The sequence below is a fragment of the Subtercola sp. Z020 genome, assembly GCF_002931235.1.
Classification (GTDB): Bacteria; Actinomycetota; Actinomycetes; order Actinomycetales; family Microbacteriaceae; genus Subtercola.
This window is the reverse complement of record NZ_PSTT01000022.1, coordinates 24,880-45,402: the sequence shown is the minus strand read 5'-3', so window position 1 is coordinate 45,402 and position 20,523 is coordinate 24,880. Positions and strand designations below refer to the sequence as shown.

At 69.2% G+C, this 20,523-nt stretch carries 18 protein-coding genes; 6 read left to right on the top strand and 12 right to left on the bottom strand.

Annotation, left to right across the window (positions count from 1 at the left end):
* Positions 1-2: 2 nt before the first annotated feature.
* The 9 genes from C5B96_RS02945 to C5B96_RS02905 all read right to left on the bottom strand — a co-directional run bounded on the left by C5B96_RS02945 (position 3) and on the right by C5B96_RS02905 (position 9,162).
* Complete coding sequence (locus C5B96_RS02945) at positions 3-1,004, bottom strand: proline racemase family protein (RefSeq protein ID WP_104242809.1); 1,002 nt, start codon at positions 1,002-1,004, stop codon at positions 3-5.
* A 105-nt stretch (positions 1,005-1,109) separates the two neighbouring features.
* Entirely contained in the window at positions 1,110-2,027 is a 918-nt protein-coding gene (locus C5B96_RS02940; RefSeq protein WP_104242807.1) for a dihydrodipicolinate synthase family protein, read from the bottom strand.
* Between the two features lie 43 nt (positions 2,028-2,070).
* Positions 2,071-3,504: an NAD(P)/FAD-dependent oxidoreductase gene (locus tag C5B96_RS02935; protein ID WP_233188957.1), complete on the bottom strand. Its 1,434-nt coding sequence runs from the start codon at positions 3,502-3,504 to the stop codon at positions 2,071-2,073.
* Positions 3,497-3,895 (bottom strand): (2Fe-2S)-binding protein, encoded by a 399-nt coding sequence (locus C5B96_RS02930; protein ID WP_104242802.1) that lies wholly within the window; start codon positions 3,893-3,895, stop codon positions 3,497-3,499. The genes C5B96_RS02935 and C5B96_RS02930 overlap by 8 nt, the downstream gene beginning before the upstream one ends.
* Positions 3,892-5,073, bottom strand: a complete 1,182-nt coding sequence (locus C5B96_RS02925) for an FAD-binding oxidoreductase (RefSeq protein WP_104242800.1) — start codon at positions 5,071-5,073, stop codon at positions 3,892-3,894. The genes C5B96_RS02930 and C5B96_RS02925 overlap by 4 nt, the downstream gene beginning before the upstream one ends.
* A gap of 101 nt (positions 5,074-5,174) precedes the next feature.
* Positions 5,175-6,155: an ABC transporter permease gene (locus C5B96_RS02920; RefSeq protein ID WP_104242798.1), complete on the bottom strand. Its 981-nt coding sequence runs from the start codon at positions 6,153-6,155 to the stop codon at positions 5,175-5,177.
* Positions 6,155-7,693 (bottom strand): sugar ABC transporter ATP-binding protein, encoded by a 1,539-nt coding sequence (locus tag C5B96_RS02915; RefSeq protein WP_158507105.1) that lies wholly within the window; start codon positions 7,691-7,693, stop codon positions 6,155-6,157. Before C5B96_RS02915 ends, C5B96_RS02920 begins: the two co-directional genes overlap by 1 nt.
* Positions 7,694-7,700: 7 nt before the next feature.
* Positions 7,701-8,744 (bottom strand): sugar ABC transporter substrate-binding protein, encoded by a 1,044-nt coding sequence (locus tag C5B96_RS02910; protein WP_104242794.1) that lies wholly within the window; start codon positions 8,742-8,744, stop codon positions 7,701-7,703.
* 109 nt (positions 8,745-8,853) lie between these two features.
* Entirely contained in the window at positions 8,854-9,162 is a 309-nt protein-coding gene (locus C5B96_RS02905; protein WP_104242792.1) for a hypothetical protein, read from the bottom strand.
* A gap of 108 nt (positions 9,163-9,270) precedes the next feature.
* Here C5B96_RS02905 and C5B96_RS02900 point away from each other — a divergent pair, with 108 nt between their 5' ends.
* The 3 genes from C5B96_RS02900 to C5B96_RS02890 are packed head-to-tail and all read left to right on the top strand — an operon-like array spanning position 9,271 to position 14,212.
* Positions 9,271-11,301 carry a hydantoinase/oxoprolinase family protein gene (locus C5B96_RS02900; RefSeq protein ID WP_199176530.1) on the top strand — a complete coding sequence of 677 codons (2,031 nt, stop codon included), beginning with the start codon at positions 9,271-9,273 and terminating at the stop codon, positions 11,299-11,301.
* Positions 11,298-13,013, top strand: a complete 1,716-nt coding sequence (locus C5B96_RS02895; protein ID WP_104242788.1) for a hydantoinase B/oxoprolinase family protein — start codon at positions 11,298-11,300, stop codon at positions 13,011-13,013. Before C5B96_RS02900 ends, C5B96_RS02895 begins: the two co-directional genes overlap by 4 nt.
* The gene (locus C5B96_RS02890) at positions 13,010-14,212 is read left to right on the top strand and encodes an amidohydrolase family protein (RefSeq protein ID WP_104242786.1); all 1,203 of its coding nucleotides are present in this window, start codon (positions 13,010-13,012) and stop codon (positions 14,210-14,212) included. The genes C5B96_RS02895 and C5B96_RS02890 overlap by 4 nt, the downstream gene beginning before the upstream one ends.
* Before the next feature lie 16 nt (positions 14,213-14,228).
* Here the strand turns inward: C5B96_RS02890 and proC are convergent, their stop codons facing one another.
* The 3 genes from proC to C5B96_RS02875 are packed head-to-tail and all read right to left on the bottom strand — an operon-like array spanning position 14,229 to position 16,287.
* On the bottom strand, positions 14,229-15,110 hold the full coding sequence (gene proC / locus C5B96_RS02885) for a pyrroline-5-carboxylate reductase (protein WP_104242785.1): 882 nt from the start codon (positions 15,108-15,110) through the stop codon (positions 14,229-14,231).
* Positions 15,110-15,505 carry a RidA family protein gene (locus C5B96_RS02880; protein WP_104242783.1) on the bottom strand — a complete coding sequence of 132 codons (396 nt, stop codon included), beginning with the start codon at positions 15,503-15,505 and terminating at the stop codon, positions 15,110-15,112. The genes proC and C5B96_RS02880 overlap by 1 nt, the downstream gene beginning before the upstream one ends.
* Entirely contained in the window at positions 15,502-16,287 is a 786-nt protein-coding gene (locus C5B96_RS02875; protein WP_104242781.1) for a GntR family transcriptional regulator, read from the bottom strand. The genes C5B96_RS02880 and C5B96_RS02875 overlap by 4 nt, the downstream gene beginning before the upstream one ends.
* Positions 16,288-16,359: 72 nt before the next feature.
* On the opposite strand from C5B96_RS02875, the gene C5B96_RS02870 reads away from it, so the two are divergent.
* From C5B96_RS02870 to C5B96_RS02860, 3 genes are all read left to right on the top strand, one after another.
* Entirely contained in the window at positions 16,360-17,907 is a 1,548-nt protein-coding gene (locus tag C5B96_RS02870; protein ID WP_158507104.1) for a M17 family metallopeptidase, read from the top strand.
* A 117-nt stretch (positions 17,908-18,024) separates the two neighbouring features.
* Entirely contained in the window at positions 18,025-19,668 is a 1,644-nt protein-coding gene (locus C5B96_RS02865; RefSeq protein WP_158507103.1) for an ABC transporter substrate-binding protein, read from the top strand.
* Positions 19,669-19,671: 3 nt separating this feature from the next.
* Entirely contained in the window at positions 19,672-20,523 is an 852-nt protein-coding gene (locus C5B96_RS02860) for an ABC transporter permease (protein WP_104242775.1), read from the top strand.

The window sequence follows — 20,523 nt, the reverse complement described above, 5'->3', positions numbered from 1 at the left end:
GGTCAGAACTGGAAGCCGGTGGGGAAGGGGTCTGCGGGGTCGAGGAGGTACTGGCCGAGGCCGGTGACCCAGGCGCGGCCGGTGATGGTGGGGATCACGGCGGGGCGGCCCGCCACCTCGGTTGTTGCGATCAGGCGGCCGACGAAGCGGGAGCCGATGAACGACTCGTTCACGAAGTCCGTGTCGAGCGGCAGCTCGCCCCGCGCCCAGAGCTCCGCCATGCGGGCCGACGTGCCGGTGCCGCAGGGCGACCGGTCGAACCAGCCCGGGTAGATGGCCATCGCATGCCGCGAGAGCGCGGCGTCGGAGCCGGGCGCGATGAACTCGACGTGGTGGCAGTGGTCGACGCCGTCGATCTCGGGGTGGTGCGGGGCATCGTGCTCGTTGATCGCCGTCATGATGGCGAGCCCGGCCGCGATGATGTCGTTCTGGCGGCTGCGGTCGAACGGCAGGTTCACCGCGTCGAGGTCGACCATCGCGTAGAAGTTCCCACCGAACGCCAGCGTGTACGGGATGGTGCCGTAGCCCGGCACCTCGACGGTCGCATCGAGGCGGTCGACGTAGGCCGGCACATTCTCGATGGTGACCGAATCGGCGTGGCCGTCGCTCACCGCGACCCGCGCGATGACGAGCCCGGCCGGGGTGTCGAGCCGGATCGTGGTGACCGGCTCCTGCACCTCGACCATGCCCGTCTCGACCAGCACGGTCGCGACGCCGATGGTGCCGTGGCCGCACATCGGCAGGCAGCCCGAGACCTCGATGTACACGACGCCCCAGTCGGCGTCGGGCCGGGTCGAGGGCTGCAGGATCGCGCCGCTCATCGCGGCGTGCCCGCGCGGCTCGTTCATCAGCAGCAGCCGCACATCGTCGAGGTGCTGCATGAAGTAGAGCCGCTTGTCGTTCATGGTGTCACCCGGGATGACGCCCATTCCGCCCGTCACCACCCGCGTCGGCATGCCCTCGGTGTGCGAATCGACGGCGGTGAACATCCGTTTGCTGCGCATGGCGGCTCCTGGGGTGGTGGCGGGCGGTGACGGGCGGGCGGTGCGGGCGGAGGCGAGCGGGCGGGGCGGTGCGGGGCGGGGCAGGTGCGCGGGGCGGATGGCGCCTCAGCGCGACGCGAGGTAGCTGAGGGCCCTTTCCGTGTCGGCCCGCACCTGCGCCTCGTGCTCCGCGCTCAGCGGCCCACGCGGGGGGCGTGTCCTGCCACCGAAGCTCTGGCCGGCGATGTCGATCGAGAGCTTGATGGCCTGCACGAACTCGACCCGGGAGTCCCAGCGGAACACCGCGACGAGCTCCTTGTAGAGTGCGAGCGCTTCCGTGATTTTACCCTCGGTGACGAGCGTGTAGATCTCGACCGCCTCTTTCGGAAAGGCGTTCGGGTAACCGGCGAACCAGCCGACAGCGCCATCCACCAGCGTCTCGAAGAGCAGGTCGTCGGCGCCGGCGATGACGTCGAGGTCGGTCAGCTCCTGGATCTCGAGCACGCGGCGAACGTCGCCCGAGAACTCCTTGACCGCGACGACCTCGGGGATCTTCGCCAGCTCGGCCAGCAGCGCAGGCGTCAGGTCGACCTTGGTGTCGATCGGGTTGTTGTAGGCCATGATCGGCAGGCCCACCTCGGCGACGCGGGTGTAGTGCTCGATCACCTCGCTGTCGTTGGCCCGGTAGATGGTGGGCGGCAGGAGGAGGATGCCGTCTGCACCGTCTTCTTTGGCCAGCTCTGCCCAGTGCTTGGCCTGGTGCCAGCCGATGCCGTGCACGCCGGCAATGACGAGGCCGCGCCCGTCGACCGCAGCCACCGCCGTCTGCACGACCTTGCGGCGCTCGTCGTCGGTGAGCGAGGAGTACTCGCCGAGCGAGCCGTTCGGGCCGACACCGCGGCAGCCGCTCTCGATCAGCCAGTTGCAGTGCTCGGCGTAGCGCTCGTAGTCGACGGCGAGCCCGGCGGGTGCCGACGCGTCTTCCTTGAAGGCGAGGGTGGTGGCGACGATGACGCCACCGAGGTCGAATGTCTTGTCGGTCATGAGTGTCTTTCGTTGGTCGAACAGGTGGTTGTTGGAGAAAAGTTCAAGAGAGCGTCGGCTCGTCGGCCAGCTCCCCCAGCCGGAGAGGCAGGGCGATGGGGCGACGGTCGGTGCGCACGCGGTCTTCGGCAGCCGAGCGGGGCCCGTCGCTGTGACCCGGGCTGAGGGAGTCGAGCACGTCTTCGACGGTGCGCCCGCAGACCCGGCCCTGGCAGATTCCGAGGCCCGCCCGGCTCGCGAGTTTGATCGACCGCAGGCTCTCGCCGCCGGTCGCCGTCGCCGCACCGCGGAGCGCGCCGTAGGTCACCTCTTCGCAGCGGCACACCACCGTGTCGTCGGTCAGCCAGCCGCGCCAGCCGGCGCGCACACCGTGCGCATCCTCGATGCGCCGACCGAACGAACGGTAGGTGCGGCGGTGGGCGACCGCCGGGCGCAGCGCGGCATCCAGAACCGAACCGCCCGCGGCGACGTGCCCGGCGATCTCCCCCTCGGCGAGCGCCGCATCGACGCCGCCGATGCCGGTGATCTCGCCGGCGGCGTACACCGACGGGATGCTCGTCTGCTGCTGCTCGTCGACGCCCACGAAGTCGTCGCCGTCGAGGGCGCAGCCGGCCGCGATGGCCAGTTCGAGGCGCGGAGTGAAGCCGTGCCCGACGCACACCGCGTCGACCGCGACGGTGCGCTCGGTGCCCGGAATCGGAGCCCACAAGGCATCGACGGAGGCGAGCGTCACGCTTTCGACGCGGTCGGTGCCCTCGGCGCGGACGACGGCGGTACCGAGCCGGTACGGGATGCGGTGCTGGAGGTGGTTCAGAACGTACCCGCCGAGCTCGCCGCCCTTCTTCGCGGCGCGGAGCACCTGCCAGGGTTTCGGCAACCAGCCCGCCATCAGCGCTTTCACGCGATTCGCTTCGTAGACGCCGACGACGGTCGAACCGGTCGCCGCGAGGGAGGCCGCGACGGGCAGGAGGAAGGGGCCGGCACCGGCGACCAGCACACGGGAGCCGATCGCGACCCGCTCCCCCTTCGCCAGGGCCTGTGCGGCGCCCGCGGTGAAGACCCCGGGCAGCTCCCAGCCGGGGAACGGGAGGGTGCGGTCGTAGGCGCCCGTCGCGATCACGAGGGCGTCGGGTTCGAAGACGCGCTGCTCCCGGTTCGCGCCGTCGGGCTCGCCGACCACGACGAAGACGGCGCCGGGCCGGCCCTCGCGGGTCTCGATCGCCCAGACGTTGGCCCCGCGGACGATCGTGCAGCCGGTGTCGGCTTCGAGCTCGGCCCGCAGGGCCGTGAAGGTGGACCAGCCGTGGTGCAGCAGGTTCTCGCGCTCGGCCGGCCGGGAGGCCGGGAGGTGCCGCCAGTACTGTCCGCCGAGTTCGTCGGAAGCGTCGAGCAGGGTGACGGCGGCGCCGACGCGGCGGGCGGCACGGGCGGCAGCGAGGCCGGCCGGGCCCGCCCCGATGATGAGAACGTCAGGCACGGGCATCCCCCTCGGCGTGCGGGGCGGATGTCGCGGTGGGCGCGTCGCCCGGCCCCTCGGCCACCACCGGCAGCACGTCGTACTGCGTCGAGACGGCATCGCCGTCGGCCGCCCGGCGCTGGCAGGCGCGCACATCGCGCTGGCCGTTGACCACGACGAGGCAGTCGTAGCAGACGCCGATTCCGCAGAAGACGCCGCGCGGGCGGGCGTTCTTCGAGGTCGTGCGCCAGGCCAGCGTGCCCGAACCGAGCAGCACCCCCGCGATGGTCTGGCCGGCGAGCCCGTCGACGGCGAGACCATCGACCTCGATGCGGATGCCGCCGCCGCCGCCCGCGCCGCCGCCCGCAGGCCGGATCGGGTCGGACGACGCCGGGAGGAGGAACGGACTCACGCCGCCACCGCCCCGAGGTAGGGCGCCAGCGAGGGCCGAGCCGGTGAGAACGCCGCCGCGTCGATGGCCGGCGTCGCCCCCGTCATCAGGTCGGCGAGCAACGCACCGGTCGCAACGGACAGTCCGATGCCCGCGCCTTCGTGCCCTGTGGCATGCCAGAGCCCGGACAGCCGGGGATCGGCGCCGATCACGGGCAGATGATCGGGCATGAACGGTCGGAAGCCGCCGTAGCTGCGCATCACGCTCATCTCCGAGAGAAAGGGGAAGAGGCGGAGGGCCTTCTGCGCGAGCTCCCGCAGTACCGCCACAGTGAGCCGGCTGTCGAAGCCGATCTGCTGGCGCGACGAACCGATGAGCACGGTTCCGGCGGCCGTCGTCTCGATGACACTCGACGTCTGCAGCGCGGCATCGCTCGACCCGACAGCGCTCACGTAGTCGCCGTCGTACACCTTGTGGAAGATGCGGTGCGGCATACGCGAGGTCACCAGCACCATGCCCCGCCGCGGTTTCACCGGCAGGGGCACACCGAGCGCCTCGGCCGCCGAACCCGACCAGGGCCCCGCGGCGATCACGACGGCATCGGCGTAGAGGGCCCGGGTCGGTGTTCGCACACCCACCAGGTCGCCTGCGGGGTTGCGGATGCCCGACAGCGCCGGCTCGTTCTCGAAGAACCATGCACCGCTGCGCTTTGCCGACGCGATGAGGGCCTCCGTCATGATGACGGGCTGCACCTGTGCGTCTTCGGGATAGTGCACTCCCGCAGTGATCGCGGGGTTCAGGTGCGGCTCGAGTTCGAGGGCCGCCGCCACGTCGAGCGGGTGCGCGACGACACCGGCGGCGCGCTGCGTGGCTGCGAAGTCGAGCAGCGGCTGAGCGCCGGCCGCCGTGGTGGAGACGACGACGCCGCCCTTCCGCTCGAACTCGACGGAGGGGAAACCCGGGCCCAGTTCGTCACGGAGTTCGGCGTCGACGATCGGCCAGAGGGTCGAGGAGTACTGCGTCAGTCGCAGTTCGTCGCCCGGGCCCTTGTCGGAGAGCAGCAGGTTGCCCTCGCCGCCCGAGGAGGTACCGCCGACGTTCCGGCCGCGCTCCAGCACGACCACCGAGAGACCTCGTCGGGCGAGGCTGCGGGCGGTTGCAGCACCGATGATGCCGCCGCCGATCACGATGACGTTCATGACTCTCCCTCCCCGTCGATCCCTACTTTCAGTAATATATCACACAGTACAGGCGCTATCGGGCCGGCTGCCAGCCAAGGCATGCAGCGTCTGCCGCCGCATCAGCGTCGCCGGCTGCCGATGGCCGAGAGCGCCACGGCGCCGAGGATGATCACCCCGGTGACAAGGTTCTTCAGCTGCGCGTTCAGGTTCAGTATGTCGAAGCCGTTGCCGATCAGCGCGATGAGAAAGACCCCGGCGACAGAGCGCCAGACCGCGCCCACGCCACCGTTGATGCTGGTTCCGCCGAGAATGATGGCCGCGATGGCATCGGTCGAGTAGGTGAGGCCGGCCTGCGGCTGTGCACTCGCGATACGCGAGACGCCGATCGCCGCGGCCCCGCCGGCGGCGAGACCGCTGAGCATGAAGACGAAGATGCGCACGCGCATCACCCGCACGCCCGAGAGCTCTGCCGCATGGTGGTTGCCGCCGACGCTGAAGACGTGCCGGCCGAACACCGTGCGCTGCAGCAGGAACCACATCAGCACGGCGAAGGCCACCATCACGATCACGGCGACGAACACACCGCCGACGCGGTTGCGACCGAGGTCGGTGAAGCCCTTCGTGGTGACGGCGATGAGAGAGCCGCCGGTGATGAGCACCGCGATCGCACCGAACGCGAGGCTGGTCGCCAGCGTCGCGAGAAAGGAGTGCACCTTCAGCGCGGTGACGGCCAGGCCGTTGACGAGCCCCAGAACGAGGCCGGCCACCGGGGCGGCCAGCAGACCGAGCCACGGGTTGCCGGTGCCCACCGCGATGGCGGCTGCGGTCACACTGCCGCAGGCGTAGATCGCGCCCGTCGACAGATCGAAGTTGCCCGAGATGATGACGAACGTGCCGGCGATCGCGATGATCGCGACGGGCGTGTTCTGGTTCACGATGTTGATGAGGTTCGGGAAGGTGAAGAACGAGGGCGTGGCGATGGCCAGCACCACGATCAGCACGACAAGCAGAATCAGCACGGCGTAGTCGCGCGTGAAGAACAACACGCCGGAGGGCGTGAGTCGGCGTTTGGTCGGCCGAGTGACAGCAGCGGTCGTCATCAGGCGTTTTCCTTCGGTTCGAGAACGGAGAAGAGCTTGTAGAGCAGGGCGTCGAGCGTGGTCGTGGCGGGGTCGATCTCGCCCCGCGTCTCGAACTCGCTGACCAGGTAGGCACGGTGCGAGAGGTTCAGCACCTCTTCGTGCTCACTGGAGACCAGGAGAACAGCGACGCCCTGGCGGGCGAGCTCGATGATCGCTTCGTAGATGGTGAACTTCGCCCCGATGTCCACGCCGCGGGTCGGCTCGTCGAGAATGACGAGCTGCGGGTTGCCGATCAACCACTTCGACAGCAGCGCCTTCTGCTGGTTGCCCCCGGAGAAGCCCGAGATGGGCAGGCCGATGGCGGGTGGCCGCATCTGCAGGCCGGTCACCGATCGGGTCACCTCGCGGCGTTCCTTGCGGCCGTCGACGACGCCGAAGGTGGAGAAGTGACGGAGGAAGGCGAGCGAGACGTTCTCGCGCACCGACCGGGCCAGCACGAGGCCCTCCTTGTGACGGTCTTCGGGAACGAACCCCATGCCGCGGGCGATGGATCGGCGGGGGCTCGACGTGACGATGTTCTCGCCCCGGAAGGTGAGACTGCCACCCGTCACCCTGTCGACGCCGAAGACGGCCTTCAGGATCTCGGTGCGGCCGCTGCCCACCAGTCCGAGCAGCCCCACGATCTCCCCGGGGCGCACGACGAGCGAGGCGTCGACCACGCCCCCGTCGCTGGCGAGAGCGTCGAGAACGAGCACGGGGGTGGCCGCGACATCCGGAGCCGGAGCGCGCTCGGGGAACGAGAACGCGAGCTCCTTCCCGAGCATGGCCTCGACGATGGTCTTCTTCGTCTCGGCGGCGACCGGCCCCGACCGCTGCAGTCTGCCGTCGCGCATGATCGAGACGGTGTCGCACACCTCGAGCACGGCGTCGAGAAAGTGCGAGACGTAGACGACGGCGCGGCCCTGGGCCTTCAGGCCGAGGATCAGCTCGTGCAGCCGGGCCGTCTCATGGGCGGTGAGCGACGACGTCGGTTCATCCATCACGATGACTTTCGCGTCGCGGGCGAGTGCCCGCAGAATCTCGACCTTCTGCTGGTCGGCGATGCGCAGGGTGCCGACCTTCACCCTGGGCGGGAGGCCGAAGTGCGCCTGGCTCTCGAGCTCGGCGTACCGCGCCGAGAGATCGCCCTTCATGACGCCCAGCGTGTTGTGCTCGATGCCGAGAAAGACGTTCTGTTCGACGGTCAGCTCGGGAACCAGGCTCAGCTCCTGGGCGATCATCGCGATTCCGCCGCGCTGGGCACGGAGAGGATCCCACCTGCCGACCTCTTCTCCCCCGACCAGGAGGTGCCCCGAGTCGTGGGTGTAGAGCCCGGCCACGATCTTGCCGAGGGTCGACTTGCCCGCGCCATTCTCCCCGACGAAGGCGTGCACCTCGCCGAGAACCAGCGAGATGGTCACGTCGTCCAAGGCCTGCGTGCCCCCGAACCGCTTGGAGATTCCGCGCAGCTGAACGAAGGCGGCGTCGCCGGAGGGATCCTCTTCCGTGCTCGTCATCAGGCGCCTAGCCGTCCCACTCGCCGAGGAAGTCGGGCGTCTTGTCGAGCGTCTCCTTGGTGGCATAGGCCTCGACGCCGTCGGGCTGGACCTTGTCGGCATCCACCCAGGCGGTGACCTCCTTGCCGGTCATCGCGTTCACGACCTGGTCGAGGGCGGCAGAGCCCATGCTCACCGGGAAGTTGATGTAGTCCGCCGCCCATTTGCCCGTGCGCACTCCGTCGACGGCGTAGGTCGTTCCGCCACCGCCGGTGAGGTACACCGTCGAGGGGTCGATGCCGGCGTTCTCGAGGGCGATCTCGGCGCCCGCCGAGTCCTGGTCGGCGTTCGAGAGAACGACGTCGATGTCGGGGTTGGACTGCAGCACGTTCGTCATCGCCGTGAGGGACTTGTCTTTGTCGTAACCACCCTCCGTGGTCGCGACGACCTTGATGTTGCTGTGCTGCGAGAGCACGGCGTTGTAGGCGGCGACACGGGCGACGTCGAGCGGAGTGGCGAGGAAGCCGAGCAGCAGCGCGGTGTTGCAGGGGTTGATGTCGGCGCAGTACTCCACGACGGCTTCGGCCTGCTTTGTGGCAGCATCCGACGGCGGCACGGAGACGGTCGACACGACGCCCTCCACCTGCGGCTGCATCTCGTCGATGTCGGCGCCGATCGGGGCGAGCACCGTCGCGACCGGCACCGGGTTGGCGAGCGGGAACGCCGCGGCGAGGCCGGGGCCGTCGTTCGGCACGACGATGATTCCGTCGACCTGGCCCTGGGTTCCGGCGTTCTGCAGCTGCGAGAGCTGCACGTTGCTGTCGAACTGGCCGTCGAGCAGCTGCAGCTCGATGTCGAGGCCTGACGCCTTGACGGCGTTCTCGACACCGGTGTAGACGGCCTGGTTGTAGCCGTTGTTCGACGAGGCGAGCAGAACGGCGACCTTGTAACTGGATTTGCCTGTGCTCGAAGCGGAGTCGGCTCCGTCGGAGGAACAGGCGGTGAGGGCGAGGGCTGAGACAGCGGTGACCACCGCCACCTTGGCGATGACGGCGTGACGTCGTGAATGCATTACGGCCTCCTGGCCTTGAAGGAATGAATGGGTGCCTTAGTAATATGTCACATGCTATATTTCAGGCATGTCTCGGTGTATTACGGGCGTGTGACAGCAGGGTGCACGATCACTTCGAAACCGACTGTCGTATCTCGAAGGTGCGACCGACGCCGACGGCGTCGCTCAGGAGCTCGTTCAGGATGGCTCCGGTGCGATCCCGCTCGGGATTGTCGAGCCAGCCCTGGTAGGCCTCGACCGACGGCCACAGCGCGGTCACGAGGATGTACCCCCCGTCGTCGGTCGCGATGGAGAGCTCCGACGCCGTCGCCTCGGAGTGGTCGAGCGAATACTGCAGGATGTCGTACTGCTCGTAGACACTCAGCACGTCACTCGCATTCTCGGGTGTGGTCTTCAGGAACAGCGTCGTTCTGATCATCGAACTCCTCATCATGGATCGTTACGTGACATCTAAAGTGTGACATATTACTATCACGAAGAGACCCGCTCCCGAAAGGATCCAGCCGAGATGCAGAACGATGTCAGAGTGGCAATCGATGTCGGGGGAACCTTCACCGACGTGGTGAAGCTGAACCCGGCGACCGGGGAGATGCGGTTCGAGAAGGTCGCCACCACCCCCGAGGCACCGACGCGCGGAGTGCTGAACGGCTTCGACAAGGCCGAGGCCGACCTCGGCAGCGTGTCGATGTTCAACCACGGAACGACGCTCGGGCTCAACTCCCTGCTGACGCGCACCGGCGCGAAGATCGCCGTCGTGTCGACCGCCGGCTTTCGGGATGTGTACCTCCTCGGCCGCACAGACCGCCGCGCGATGTACGACATCACCTACCGCAAGCCCGCCGCGCTCCTGGAGCGCAGAGACACCTTCGAGGTGCGCGAACGCAGCTACTTCGACGGCCGCGTCGCCCTTCCCTTCGACGAGCAGAACGCCCGGGAGGTCGCCGCGCAGATCGCCGCGGGCGGCTATGAAGCCGTTGCTGTCGCCTTTCTGCACGCCTATGCGAACCCGGCGCACGAGCTGGCGATGAAGGATGTTCTGGCCGAACTCGCACCCGATGTCGCCGTCACCCTCTCCCACCAGCTCTCCCGCGAGTACCGCGAGTACGAGCGCACCAGCACGGCGGTGCTCGACGCGTACATCAAGCCGATCGTGCGCAGCTACCTGAAAGACCTGGAACGCGAACTCGACGCCGACGGCTTCACCGGCCAGTTTTTGATGTCGCGATCGGGTGGCGGAGCGATGACAGCCGACGCGGCCAGCGAGCAGCCGGTGAACCTGATCCTCTCCGGTCCGGCCGGCGGCGTCATCGGCGCGGCCGCCCTGTCAAAACTCATCGACACCCCGAACCTCATCACGATCGACATGGGCGGAACGAGCCTGGATGCCTCGCTCATCCTCGACAGCGAACCCGTCATGTACCAGGGCGCCGAGTTCGAGGGCCTGCCGATCAACACGCCGTCGCTCTACATCCACACCATCGGAGCGGGTGGCGGATCGATCGCCTGGCTCGACGAGGCGGGTGCACTGCAGGTCGGCCCGCAGAGCGCCGGTGCCAGCCCCGGCCCGGCCGCCTACGGTCGGGGTGGCATCCAGCCCACCTTCACCGACGCCGCCCTCGTGCTCGGCTACATGGGAACCGACTCGCCGCTCGGCGGCGACCTCCACCTCGACCACGCTGCCGCGACCGCCTCGATGACCGCGATCGCAACCCGGCTCGGGCTCTCCCCCACCGAGCTCGCCCGTGGCGTCGTGCGCATCTCGAACACGAAGATCGTGGGCGCCGTGCGCGCCATCACGGTGGAGCTCGGGCGGGACCCGAAAGACTTCGCCCTGCTCTCGTTCGGCGGCGGCGGCGGTCTCGTGGCCGTCGATGTGGCGCGCGAGCTCGGCATCCCCACGGTGGTGGTGCCGCCCGGGCAGGGCGCGTTCTCGGCGCTCGGGATGCTGATGGCCGACGTTCAGCACGACTTCGCCCGCACCTCTGTGGTCGCGCTCGGCGATCTCGACCGCACCTTCTTCAGCGACGCGTTCAGCGCGATGGAGACCGAAGCGCACCAGGTGCTGGCCGAGGAGGGCTTCGAGGCCGGGCGGCAGCAGCTGCACCGCACGGTCGACGTGCGCTACAGCGGCCAGGAGCACTCCGCCACCGTGCCCTTCCCTGCCGGCGAGGGCGACATCGTGACCCTCCTCACCGAGGCGTTCGCCGTCTTGCACGAACGCCTCTACGGCCACGTCATGGACGACCCGATCGAGGTCACCACGGTGCGCCTGAGGGCGGTGGGCGTTGTGGCGAAACCGGAGTTGCCGAAACTCGGGGGCCGGGCATCCGGAGCCCCCGAACCGCTCGGCAGCCGCGATGTGCACGTGTTCAGCGACGCGGGTGAGAGCTATGCGCTGTACGCACGCGAGCAGCTGTGGGCCGGCGACGTGATCGCCGGGCCTGCGGTCGTCGCCGAGCACACCGCCACCACCGTGCTGCACGCCGGCGACCGGCTCGAGGTCGGCGGCTACGGCGAACTCACCATCAGCATCAGCACCGAAGGAGCCGCCCTGTGAGCGACGCAATCACCATCGAGATCGTTCGGCACGCACTGCTCTCCGCCGCCGAGGAGATGGCCCGGAACCTCTGCCGCACCGCCTACAACACCGTGGTCTACGAGATCCACGACTACGGCATCGGGGTGCACGACGCGAACGGCGATGTCGTCGCCGACGCTCCCGGCATCGCCATCTTCACCCGCGGCAACGACCACGGCATCAAGAAGGGCATCGAGTTCATCGGTGCCGACAAGATGATGCCCGGCGACGTCTTCATTCTGAACTACCCGTACTGGTCGAGCGCGCACACCCTCGACCCGCTGGTGTTCGCTCCCATCCATGTCGACGGGCGCTTGATCGGTTACACCTCGTGCCGCATCCATGTGCTCGACCTGAAACAGAAAGACGCCGGGTACGTTCTCGACTCGACCGACATGTCGCAGGAGGGCATCTTCTTCCCGGTCTCGAGGCTTTACCGCGGCGGGGTCATCAACGACGACATCTTCAACCTGATCCGCTTCAACTCGCGCATGCCCAAGCAGACGATCGGCGACATCCAGGCCCAGGTCTCTGCCTGCGTCACGGGAGTCAGGCGTACGCAGGAGGTGGCGGCGAAGTACGGCGTCGACGAACTGCTCGACGTCATGGTGGCGATCAACGACCACGGCGAGCGCCTCGCCCGCCTCGCCCTGGCGCGGCTGCCGAAGGGCACCTGGACCGCGCGCGACTGGGTCGACAACGACGGTGTCGACCTCGACCGGATGATCGCCATGAACGTGACCGTCACGGTGACCGACGACGAGATGGTCATCGACTGGACGGGCAGCGAGATGGGGGTGCGCGGCCCGATCAACCTCCCCGTCGGCCAGACGGAGGCGCTCTGCGCCCTGATCTTCAAGTCGATGACCACCCCCGACACGCCCGTCGTGGCCGGCAACTTCCGCCCGCTGCGGGTTGTCACGGTGCCCGGATCGGTCATGCACGCGGTGCCCCCGATGCCGACCTTCACCCTCTGGACCGGCCTGCTCGCCGGCGAGGTCGTGCTGAAAGCGCTCGCGCAGGGCATGCCCGACCGGGTGCCCGCGAGCTCGGGCGGCGACGTCTCGTCGATGATGGGCCTCGGCGTGAACCCCCGCAACGGCGAAGCGTGGCTCGAGGCGACCAACGAGGCGGTGGGGTTCGGCGGCCATGCGGGCGGCGACGGGGAAGACGGCATCATGCACCTGTCTGAGCCCGGCTGCCGCAACAACCCCGTCGAAATCCTCGAGACGAAGTCGCCGATGATCATCGAGTCGTACGGCTACGTTCCCGACACCGGTGGCGCCGGTCGGCACAGGGGCGGCGTCGGTGTCAGCCGGGTCTACCGCTTCACCAACGATTCCACCGGTATCTGCCTCGTCTACAAGACGAAGTCGCCTCCGTGGGCCATGGAGGGTGGCCGCGAGGGTGCCAGCGCGAAGATCGTTCTGAACCCGGGTACCGATCGCGAGGTCACCCAGGGCGGCAGCTACAACCACCTCGTCGACGGAGATGTTCTCGCGAACATCACCGGCGGCGGCGGCGGCTACGGCGACCCCTTCGAACGCGAACCCGAGCGGGTGCTGCTCGATGTCGTCAACGGCTTCGTGAGCGCTTCGGCGGCGGCCGCCGAGTACGGTGTCGTCGTCGACACCGCGACCTGGACTCTGGATGCCGCGGCCACCGCCTCGCTCCGCGGTGCCGCGGCATGAGCCGCGCCACCGGCACCCTCACCGTCACGAACGCCCTCGTCTTCGACGGCACCTCCGACGACCTGACCGAGGCCGACATCACAGTCGTCGACGGAGTGATCGCCGAGGTCGGCCCGGGCCTCACCCCCGTCGGCCGGGTGCTCGATGCGAAGGGACGCACTGTCGTGCCCGGCCTCATCGATGCGCACTTCCACGCCTACAGCACCGCGATGGGCGGCATGGAGCTCGAGCTGCGCCCGCTCAGCTACGTCTCCATCATGGGAACGCATCGGTTGGCGGATGCACTGCGGCGGGGCTTCACCACCGTTCGAGATGTGGCTGGCGGTGACATCGGCCTGGCGCGCGCCATCGACGAGGGCCTGTTCGCCTCACCCCGGTACCTGTACACCGGGCCGGCGCTCAGCCAGACCGGGGGCCACGGCGACCCCCGCCCCGGCGACCTCGACCTGTGCTTCCACGGGGGGCACATGAACGAGGTCGTCGACGGGGTGGATGACCTGCGCCGTGCCGTGCGCCGGAGGTTCCACACCGGGGCGCACGCCATCAAGGTGATGACCTCGGGCGGGGTCGTGTCGCTGACCGATCCGATCCGGGTGCCGCAGTACTCGTCGGAGGAGCTGCTGGCGGTCTCCGACGAGGCGACGAGGCGCGGCAGCTACGTGGCCGCCCACGCCTACTCGCCCGAGGCGATCATCCACTCGGTGACCAACGGCATCCGGTCGATCGAACACGGCAACCTGCTCGATGCGGAGGCGGCCGGGCTGATGTCGGCGCACGGGGCCTTCCTCGTGCCGACGCTCGCGGCCTACGACGCGATGAATCGGCGCGGCGACGAGGTGAACCTCAACCCGGTCTCACGGGCGAAGAACCAGGAGGTGCTCTCGGCCGGCAAGACCGCGATCGAGATCGCCCGGGCCGCGGGTGTGCGGATCGGTTTCGGCAGCGACCTGATGTCGGCCCTGGCGAACGACCAGTTGCAGGGCATCCGGCTGCAGCTGGAGGTCGAGCCGGTGGCAGACGTGCTGCGCTCGGTGACGAGCGTGAACGCCGACCTGCTGCAGCGACCCGACCTCGGCCGCATCGCGCCGGGCGCTGTGGGCGACCTGCTGGTGCTCGACGGCAACCCCTTCGACGAGAGCGCGCTGCTCTGGAACGAGGCGCGCCCCCGCACCGTCATCCAGGCCGGCCTGCCGACCTGAGGGGCGGGGGTCGGGGTCAGGCGCCGGAGGCGAGCTCGCGGGAGCGGGCCACGGCGGCGTCGGTCGCGCGCGTGAAGAGGCCCCCGAGGTCTGCCTCGCCGAGCACGCGGAGCGCCTGCTCTGTGGTGCCGCCGGGGCTCGTGACGCGTCGGCGGAGCTCGGCCGGCTGCTCCCCCGTCTGCTGCAGCAGCGTGGCGGCACCGATGAACGTGCCGTTCACCAGGGTCGCCGCCTGCTCGGGCGTGAATCCCTTGGCGACCGCAGCGGCGGTGAGCTGCTCGACGAGGTAGAAGAAGTACGCAGGGCCCGATCCGGAGATCGAACTCACCGCATCGATCTCGCCCTCGGGCACCGCCACGACCTCGCCGACCAGCTCGAAGAGCGCTGTGACGAGCGCGAACTGCTCGTCGCTCGTGCGGGCACCCCTGGCCAGCCCGGTGACTCCCCTGCCGACCAGCGACGGCGTGTTCGGCATGGCGCGCACCGCGGCGACCGACGCGGGCAGCGCGCCCTCGAACACGTCGAGCGTCACTCCGGCGGCGAGGCTGACGACGATGGCGTCGGGCGCGAGCGACGGCGCGATCTCGGCGAGAAGCTCGGTCACCATGTACGGCTTGACGCCGACGATGACGATGCGGGCACCCGTCACGGCGACGAGGTTCGCCCGTGGGTCGGTCTCGGTGCTGCCGACGGTGACATCCGGATGCCCGGGCACCGTCGACGCGCGCTCCACCGACCTCGTGGTCGCCCTGATGCCGCCCTCGACCCGAACGTCGGGCCGCAGCAGCCCGGCCAGCACGGCCTGCCCCATGGAGCCTGCCCCGAGCAGTGCGGTGGCCGGGAAGACCTGTGGCGCAGCGGCGGCGGTCGCGGCGGCAGCGGCGGTCGCGTCGCCCATCAGGCCGCTCCCCCTCCCTGACCGCTCGCGTCGGCGATGCACGTCATCTCGACCAGCAGCCCCTCGGCCAGCCCGCTCACCGCGACGGCCGTGCGCGCCGGCAGGATCGTGCCCTCGGGGAAGAACGAGCCGTAGACCTCGTTCATGCCGGCCCAGTCGGCCATGCTCGTCAGGTACACCGTGACCGACACCAGGTCGCCGAGGGTGAGCCCGGCGGCCGAGAGCAGCGTGCGGGTGTTCTCGAGGGTCGCCGCGGTCTGTTCCCTGATGCCGCCCGGCACCACTCCGCCCGCCTCGTCGAAGGCGGCCTGGCCACTGAGGTACCAGAGGTCGCCGACCCGCACAGCGGGGGTGTAGTTGCCGGTTGTCGGGCCGAGGGTGAGGGCGGTCTTCACTGCGTGACGCTCATTTCTGGGTGGGAGGTGCGGTGGACGGAGGAGGCGTCGTCGGTGGAGGCGTCGTCGGCGGATGCGTCGTCGGCGGAGGCGTCGTCGGCGGTCTCGGGGTGGTCTTCTGCGCGCCCCGCCCACCAGCCGAGCACGTGGCCGATGTGCGAGTGCATCAGGGTCTCGGCCGCGTCGGCGTCGCCGGCGACGAGCAGGTCGAGCAGCACGTGGTGCTCGTTCGCCGACTGTTCGAGCTCCCGCGTGTCTTTCAGGTCGGCGAGGCCCACCATGCGGGTCTGGCTCCGCAGCTCCTCGACGAGGCCGACGAGGCGGCGGTTGCCGGTCAGCGCGATGAGGGCGAGGTGGAACCGCGAGTCGGCGGCCAGGTAGGCCGCGAAGTCGGCCGTGGCCGCCGAACGGATGATCTGGTCCGCGAGCTCGCGGAACTCGGGCAGACGATCGGCCGGGAAGCGCTCCGCGGCGATGCGCATGGCCGGCACCTCGAGCCAGCGCCGAACCTGCACGATCTCGCGAAGGTCGTCTTCGCCGACGCTCGTGATGCGGAACCCCTTGTTGCGCACCGACTCCACGAACCCGCGCTTCTCGAGATCGAGCATCGCCTCCCGCACCGGTGTCGCCGACACCCCGAACTGGGTCGCCAGACCCGGTACGGAGACCACGGTTCCCGGCTCCAGTTCACCCGAGATGATCGCCACCGACAGAGCACGCTCGACTTCTGCCCGAAGGCTCGACGACTGCTGGATGCTCCGGATCGGTGAGCTGTCATTCATCTGAGCATCATCTCCTCTGCAGCGCGGTGCCGGGCACATGACACACAGTCGTATATGGCATATTACTGTCACATGCGCGTCGGATCCGACGCCTCCCCCGAGAGCCCGGAGCCCACCGTGACCGATGTGTCCCCCCTCGCCCCCGAGTGCACCGCTCGCCCCGTCTTCTCCGACGAGCGGCCCACCGCCGTCGCCGACGCACAGCTGTGGCAGGCGGCGGGTTTCTCCGGCGCCCTGGGCCAGACACTCCTGCTCGCCGGCGACCGTCACCCCCGTCTGCTCGTCGGCCTCGGCGAGCGCAGCGCGGCGGGCCTCTGTGAGCTGCGGGATGCCGCGGCTGCTGCGGCGCGCCGCCTCCGGCACCTGGCGGTTGCGACCTTCGAGCTCGACGGGCTCCGCCTCGGCACTCCCGAGGGTGTCGCGGCGACCCCGGAGGAGATCGCCCGTGCCGCAGCGGAGGGCGTGACCCTCGGCGCCTACACGTTCACCGAGCACAAGCAGAAGAATGCACCCGCCGGATTCCTCCGGGAGACGAGCAGCGGCACCGACAGCGCCAGCGCCACCGACAGCGACACCGGCACCAGCTCGCACGGCACCACCTGGAGCGCCGCGGCCGCAGACCCCGACACCGCTGCCGGCTGGGCCGTCGGGGCCGAGGTCGGCCGGGCGGTCAACGTCGCCCGCGACCTGGTCAACGAGCCCGCCAACGTCATCACCCCGTCGAGCTTCGCCGCCCGCGTCGAGGCGCTCGCCGCGGCATCCGGAATCGACGTCGCCGTCAGCGACGAAGCCGAGCTCGAGCGCCTCGGCCTGGGCGGCGTACTCGCCGTCGGGCGGGGATCGGTCGAGCGCCCCCTGCTCCTCACGCTCACGCACAACGGCCACGGCGGGCCCGTCGATCTCTGCCTGGTGGGCAAGGGGGTGACCTTCGACACCGGCGGGCTGTCGCTGAAGTCGGCCGACGGGATGATCGGCATGAAGCACGACATGGCCGGCGCGGCGGCCGCGGCGCTGGCCATGACGCTGCTGCAGACGCTGGCCCCGAACCTGCACGTGAAGGCGTTCCTGCCGATGGTGGAGAATATGCCCGGTCCGTTCTCCACCCGCCCCGGCGACATCGTGACCATGCGGGGCGGCACCACCGTCGAGATTCTGAACACCGACTTCGAGGGCCGGCTGATTCTCGGCGACGCCATCGCCCTCGCCGCCGACGAGCATCCGGCAGCCATCGTCGACCTCGCCACGCTGACCTATGCGATCGTGCACGCCCTCGGCGACCGCACCGCCGGCGTGTTCTCGAACGACGATGCGCTGCTCGAGAATCTGCAGGCTGCGGCGGTGACGAGCGACGAGCAGGTCTGGCACATGCCGATGCCGGCCTACCTCGAGACCCAGGTCGACTCGCTGATCGCCGACATCAAGAACTTTCCCGGTGTGCCGTCGAGCCGCAGTTCGACCGCAGCGATGTTCCTGCAGCGCTTCGTGCCCGAGGGCCAGGCCTGGGCCCACCTCGACATCGCTGGCCCGGCCTGGGCCGAGAGCGAATACGGGGTCGCCCCGCTCGGAGCGACCGGTTTCGGGGTGCGCCTGCTGGCCGAACTCTTCGAGCGGCTTGCGTAACAGACGCGTTAACTTTCGAGCCGAGGCTTTGCAGCTGATATGTCACATGTAAGACTGCACGAGAACACTTTCCGCACCCCTCCACCTTTTCTGTCCCCCTCACCCCCGGGAGCCGCAATGTTTCGACAGTCCTCCGCCCGCATCGGCCGACGCGGCCTCCGCAGGGCGATCACCTCGGTCGCTGCGGCCGCCGTCGCCGCCGTCGCACTCTCGGCCTGCGTCGCCACCGCACCGACGACGTCGAGCACGTCGGGCGGGAACAGGCCGCTGAACGTCGCGTTCACCATCGCCCCCTCGACCATCGACCCCGCATCGGGCTGCACGCTCGACGACGACCGCCTCACGCAGGTGCTGTACTCGCAGCTGGTGCAGTACGGCACCCAGAAAGACGCGAACGGCACCGACGAGATCAACCCGACCGAGGTGAAGCCCTACTTCGCGAAGAGCTGGGACGTGAGCGCCGACGGCCTCACCTACACCTTCGACCTCAACACCGACTGGGTCTTCCCGAGCGGCAAGCCGGTCGACGCCGCCGCAGTCAAGTACTCCATCGAGCGCGTCATCTCGATCGCCGGGTGCGGCTCGAGCATCGTGAACGACCTCTACACCGACCCCGACCTGATCTCCTCGATCGATGCTCCGGATGCCGCGACCGTGGTCTTCACCCTCTCGAAGCCCGACTCGGCCTTCCTCCTCGCCCTCGCGACCGGCGCCGCATCCATCGTCGACCCCTCCATCGTCGAGGCGAACGGCGGAGTCGTCGCCGGCACGCCGAACGAATACCTGGCGTCGCACGACGCCGGAGCGGGGCCCTTCACCCTGCAGTCGCTCGAACCCGGCACCAAGGCCGTGCTCGTGAAGAACCCGACCTTCAAGGGCGAGGCGCCCGCCTCCGACCAGATCAACGTGAGCTGGGTCAAGACCGACTCCACCCTGCTGCTGCAGGCGAAGGACAACACGAACGACGTGACCTTCGGCCTCGCGAAGAACTCGGCGTCGACGCTCGGCTCGGGTGACGGCCTGAAAGTCGTCGCGAGCACCGCGACCGCGAACATGCAGATGCTGCTCCCGAACGACAAGGCGCCGTGGAACAACGAGAAGGTCCGCGAAGCGGTCACCTATGCGATCCCGTACACCGACATCCTCTCGAATGTGCTGTTCAACTACGGCGAGCTCTACTACGGGCCGATTCCGCCCACCATGGCGGGGTTCTCTGCGGCGGACTCCGCGGCGCGCAGCTACGACGTCGACAAGGCGAAGTCCCTGATCGCCGAGAGCGGCATCTCCACCCCGGTCGCAGTCTCGCTCGACATTCTCTCGGGTGACACCGCCCAGGCGTCGATTGCCACCATCCTGCAGTCCAGTCTCGGCCAGATCGGCATCGACCTGACGGTCAACACCCTGAGCGAGAGCGCCTGGGGCGACGCCGTCTACAACGGCACCAGCCAGGCCGCGCTGCGGCAGGACGGGCCTGCGGTGTTCAACCCCGGGTACTACCTGCAGTACGACGAGCAGTGCGACAGTGCCTACAACACCGGCCACATCTGCGTGCCGGCGAACACCGAGCTGCTCGACCAGGCCCGCAGCGCCCTCGACAGCGCGACCAGCGACGGCATCTACGCCCAGATCACCAAGAACTGGGTCGCGGCGTCGCCGAAGGTCATCCTCTACCTCGACGCCACCGCGGTGGTCATGAGCGACAAGGTGACCGGCTACTTCTGGTCGCCGAGCACCGACATGCGCACCTGGGCTACGAGCTGACGCATGACCACCCTCACCCGGCCGAAGCGCGTGCTGGCCCGTCGGAGCGTCGACGGGCAGCTCGTGCTGGCCCTCGTGATGATCGCCGGCTTCGTTGTGATCGCCGTCGTCGGGCTGTTCATGCAGACCCAGGCGAACACGGTGAACGTCGCCGACTCCCTGCAGCCGCCGAGCGCTGAGCACCTCTTCGGCACCGACGCGCAGGGCAGAAGTGTGGCCCTCCGGGTCGCCGTGGGCTCCGGCATCGCCATCGTGTCTGCGACGGTGGCGGTGCTGGTGGGCGGGGCGCTCGGCCTGATCGTCGCGATCGCCTGTGGCCTCGGGCCCCGGTGGCTGGATGCGGTGCTCATGCGTCTCGCCGACTCGGTGCTCGCCTTCCCGCAGTTGCTCCTCGCGCTCGCTGTCACCATGGCGCTCGGCACAGGGTTGATCACCGCGAACATCGGGATCATCGTCACGGTGGTGCCGGTGTTCGCCCGCACCCTCCGCGCCGAGGCGCTCCGCAGCCGCAACGAACCGTTCGTCGAAGCCGCGCGCACCATCGGCCTCTCCCTCCCCCGCATCGCCGTGCGGCACGTCACCCCGTACCTGTCGACGACGCTCATCGTGCAGATGGCGGCCAACTTCGGCAACGTGGTGCTCATCCTGGCCGGCCTCAGCTTCATCGGCGTGGGGGCGCAGCCGCCGACGGCCGAATGGGGCGCCATGATCACGGACGGCCTGCAGAACGCCCTCACCGGCCAGTGGTGGATCGGTGTCGCACCCGGACTGGCCCTCGTGCTGCTGGTGATCGCCGTGAACCTGCTCACCGACCAGTTGCGCCACCGCTTCGGCGCACGCCAGAGAATGAGCTGA

Coding starts and splice junctions, on each gene's coding strand:
- C5B96_RS02890 (WP_104242786.1), top strand. CDS start 13,010: ATGAGCCGCGCCACCGGCACCCTCACCGTCACGAACGCCCTCGTCTTC.
- C5B96_RS02915 (WP_158507105.1), bottom strand. CDS start 7,693: ATGACGAGCACGGAAGAGGATCCCTCCGGCGACGCCGCCTTCGTTCAG.
- C5B96_RS02940 (WP_104242807.1), bottom strand. CDS start 2,027: ATGACCGACAAGACATTCGACCTCGGTGGCGTCATCGTCGCCACCACC.
- C5B96_RS02865 (WP_158507103.1), top strand. CDS start 18,025: ATGTTTCGACAGTCCTCCGCCCGCATCGGCCGACGCGGCCTCCGCAGG.
- proC (WP_104242785.1), bottom strand. CDS start 15,110: ATGGGCGACGCGACCGCCGCTGCCGCCGCGACCGCCGCCGCTGCGCCA.
- C5B96_RS02945 (WP_104242809.1), bottom strand. CDS start 1,004: ATGCGCAGCAAACGGATGTTCACCGCCGTCGATTCGCACACCGAGGGC.
- C5B96_RS02860 (WP_104242775.1), top strand. CDS start 19,672: ATGACCACCCTCACCCGGCCGAAGCGCGTGCTGGCCCGTCGGAGCGTC.
- C5B96_RS02875 (WP_104242781.1), bottom strand. CDS start 16,287: ATGAATGACAGCTCACCGATCCGGAGCATCCAGCAGTCGTCGAGCCTT.
- C5B96_RS02870 (WP_158507104.1), top strand. CDS start 16,360: ATGCGCGTCGGATCCGACGCCTCCCCCGAGAGCCCGGAGCCCACCGTG.
- C5B96_RS02920 (WP_104242798.1), bottom strand. CDS start 6,155: ATGACGACCGCTGCTGTCACTCGGCCGACCAAACGCCGACTCACGCCC.
- C5B96_RS02925 (WP_104242800.1), bottom strand. CDS start 5,073: ATGAACGTCATCGTGATCGGCGGCGGCATCATCGGTGCTGCAACCGCC.
- C5B96_RS02905 (WP_104242792.1), bottom strand. CDS start 9,162: ATGATCAGAACGACGCTGTTCCTGAAGACCACACCCGAGAATGCGAGT.
- C5B96_RS02910 (WP_104242794.1), bottom strand. CDS start 8,744: ATGCATTCACGACGTCACGCCGTCATCGCCAAGGTGGCGGTGGTCACC.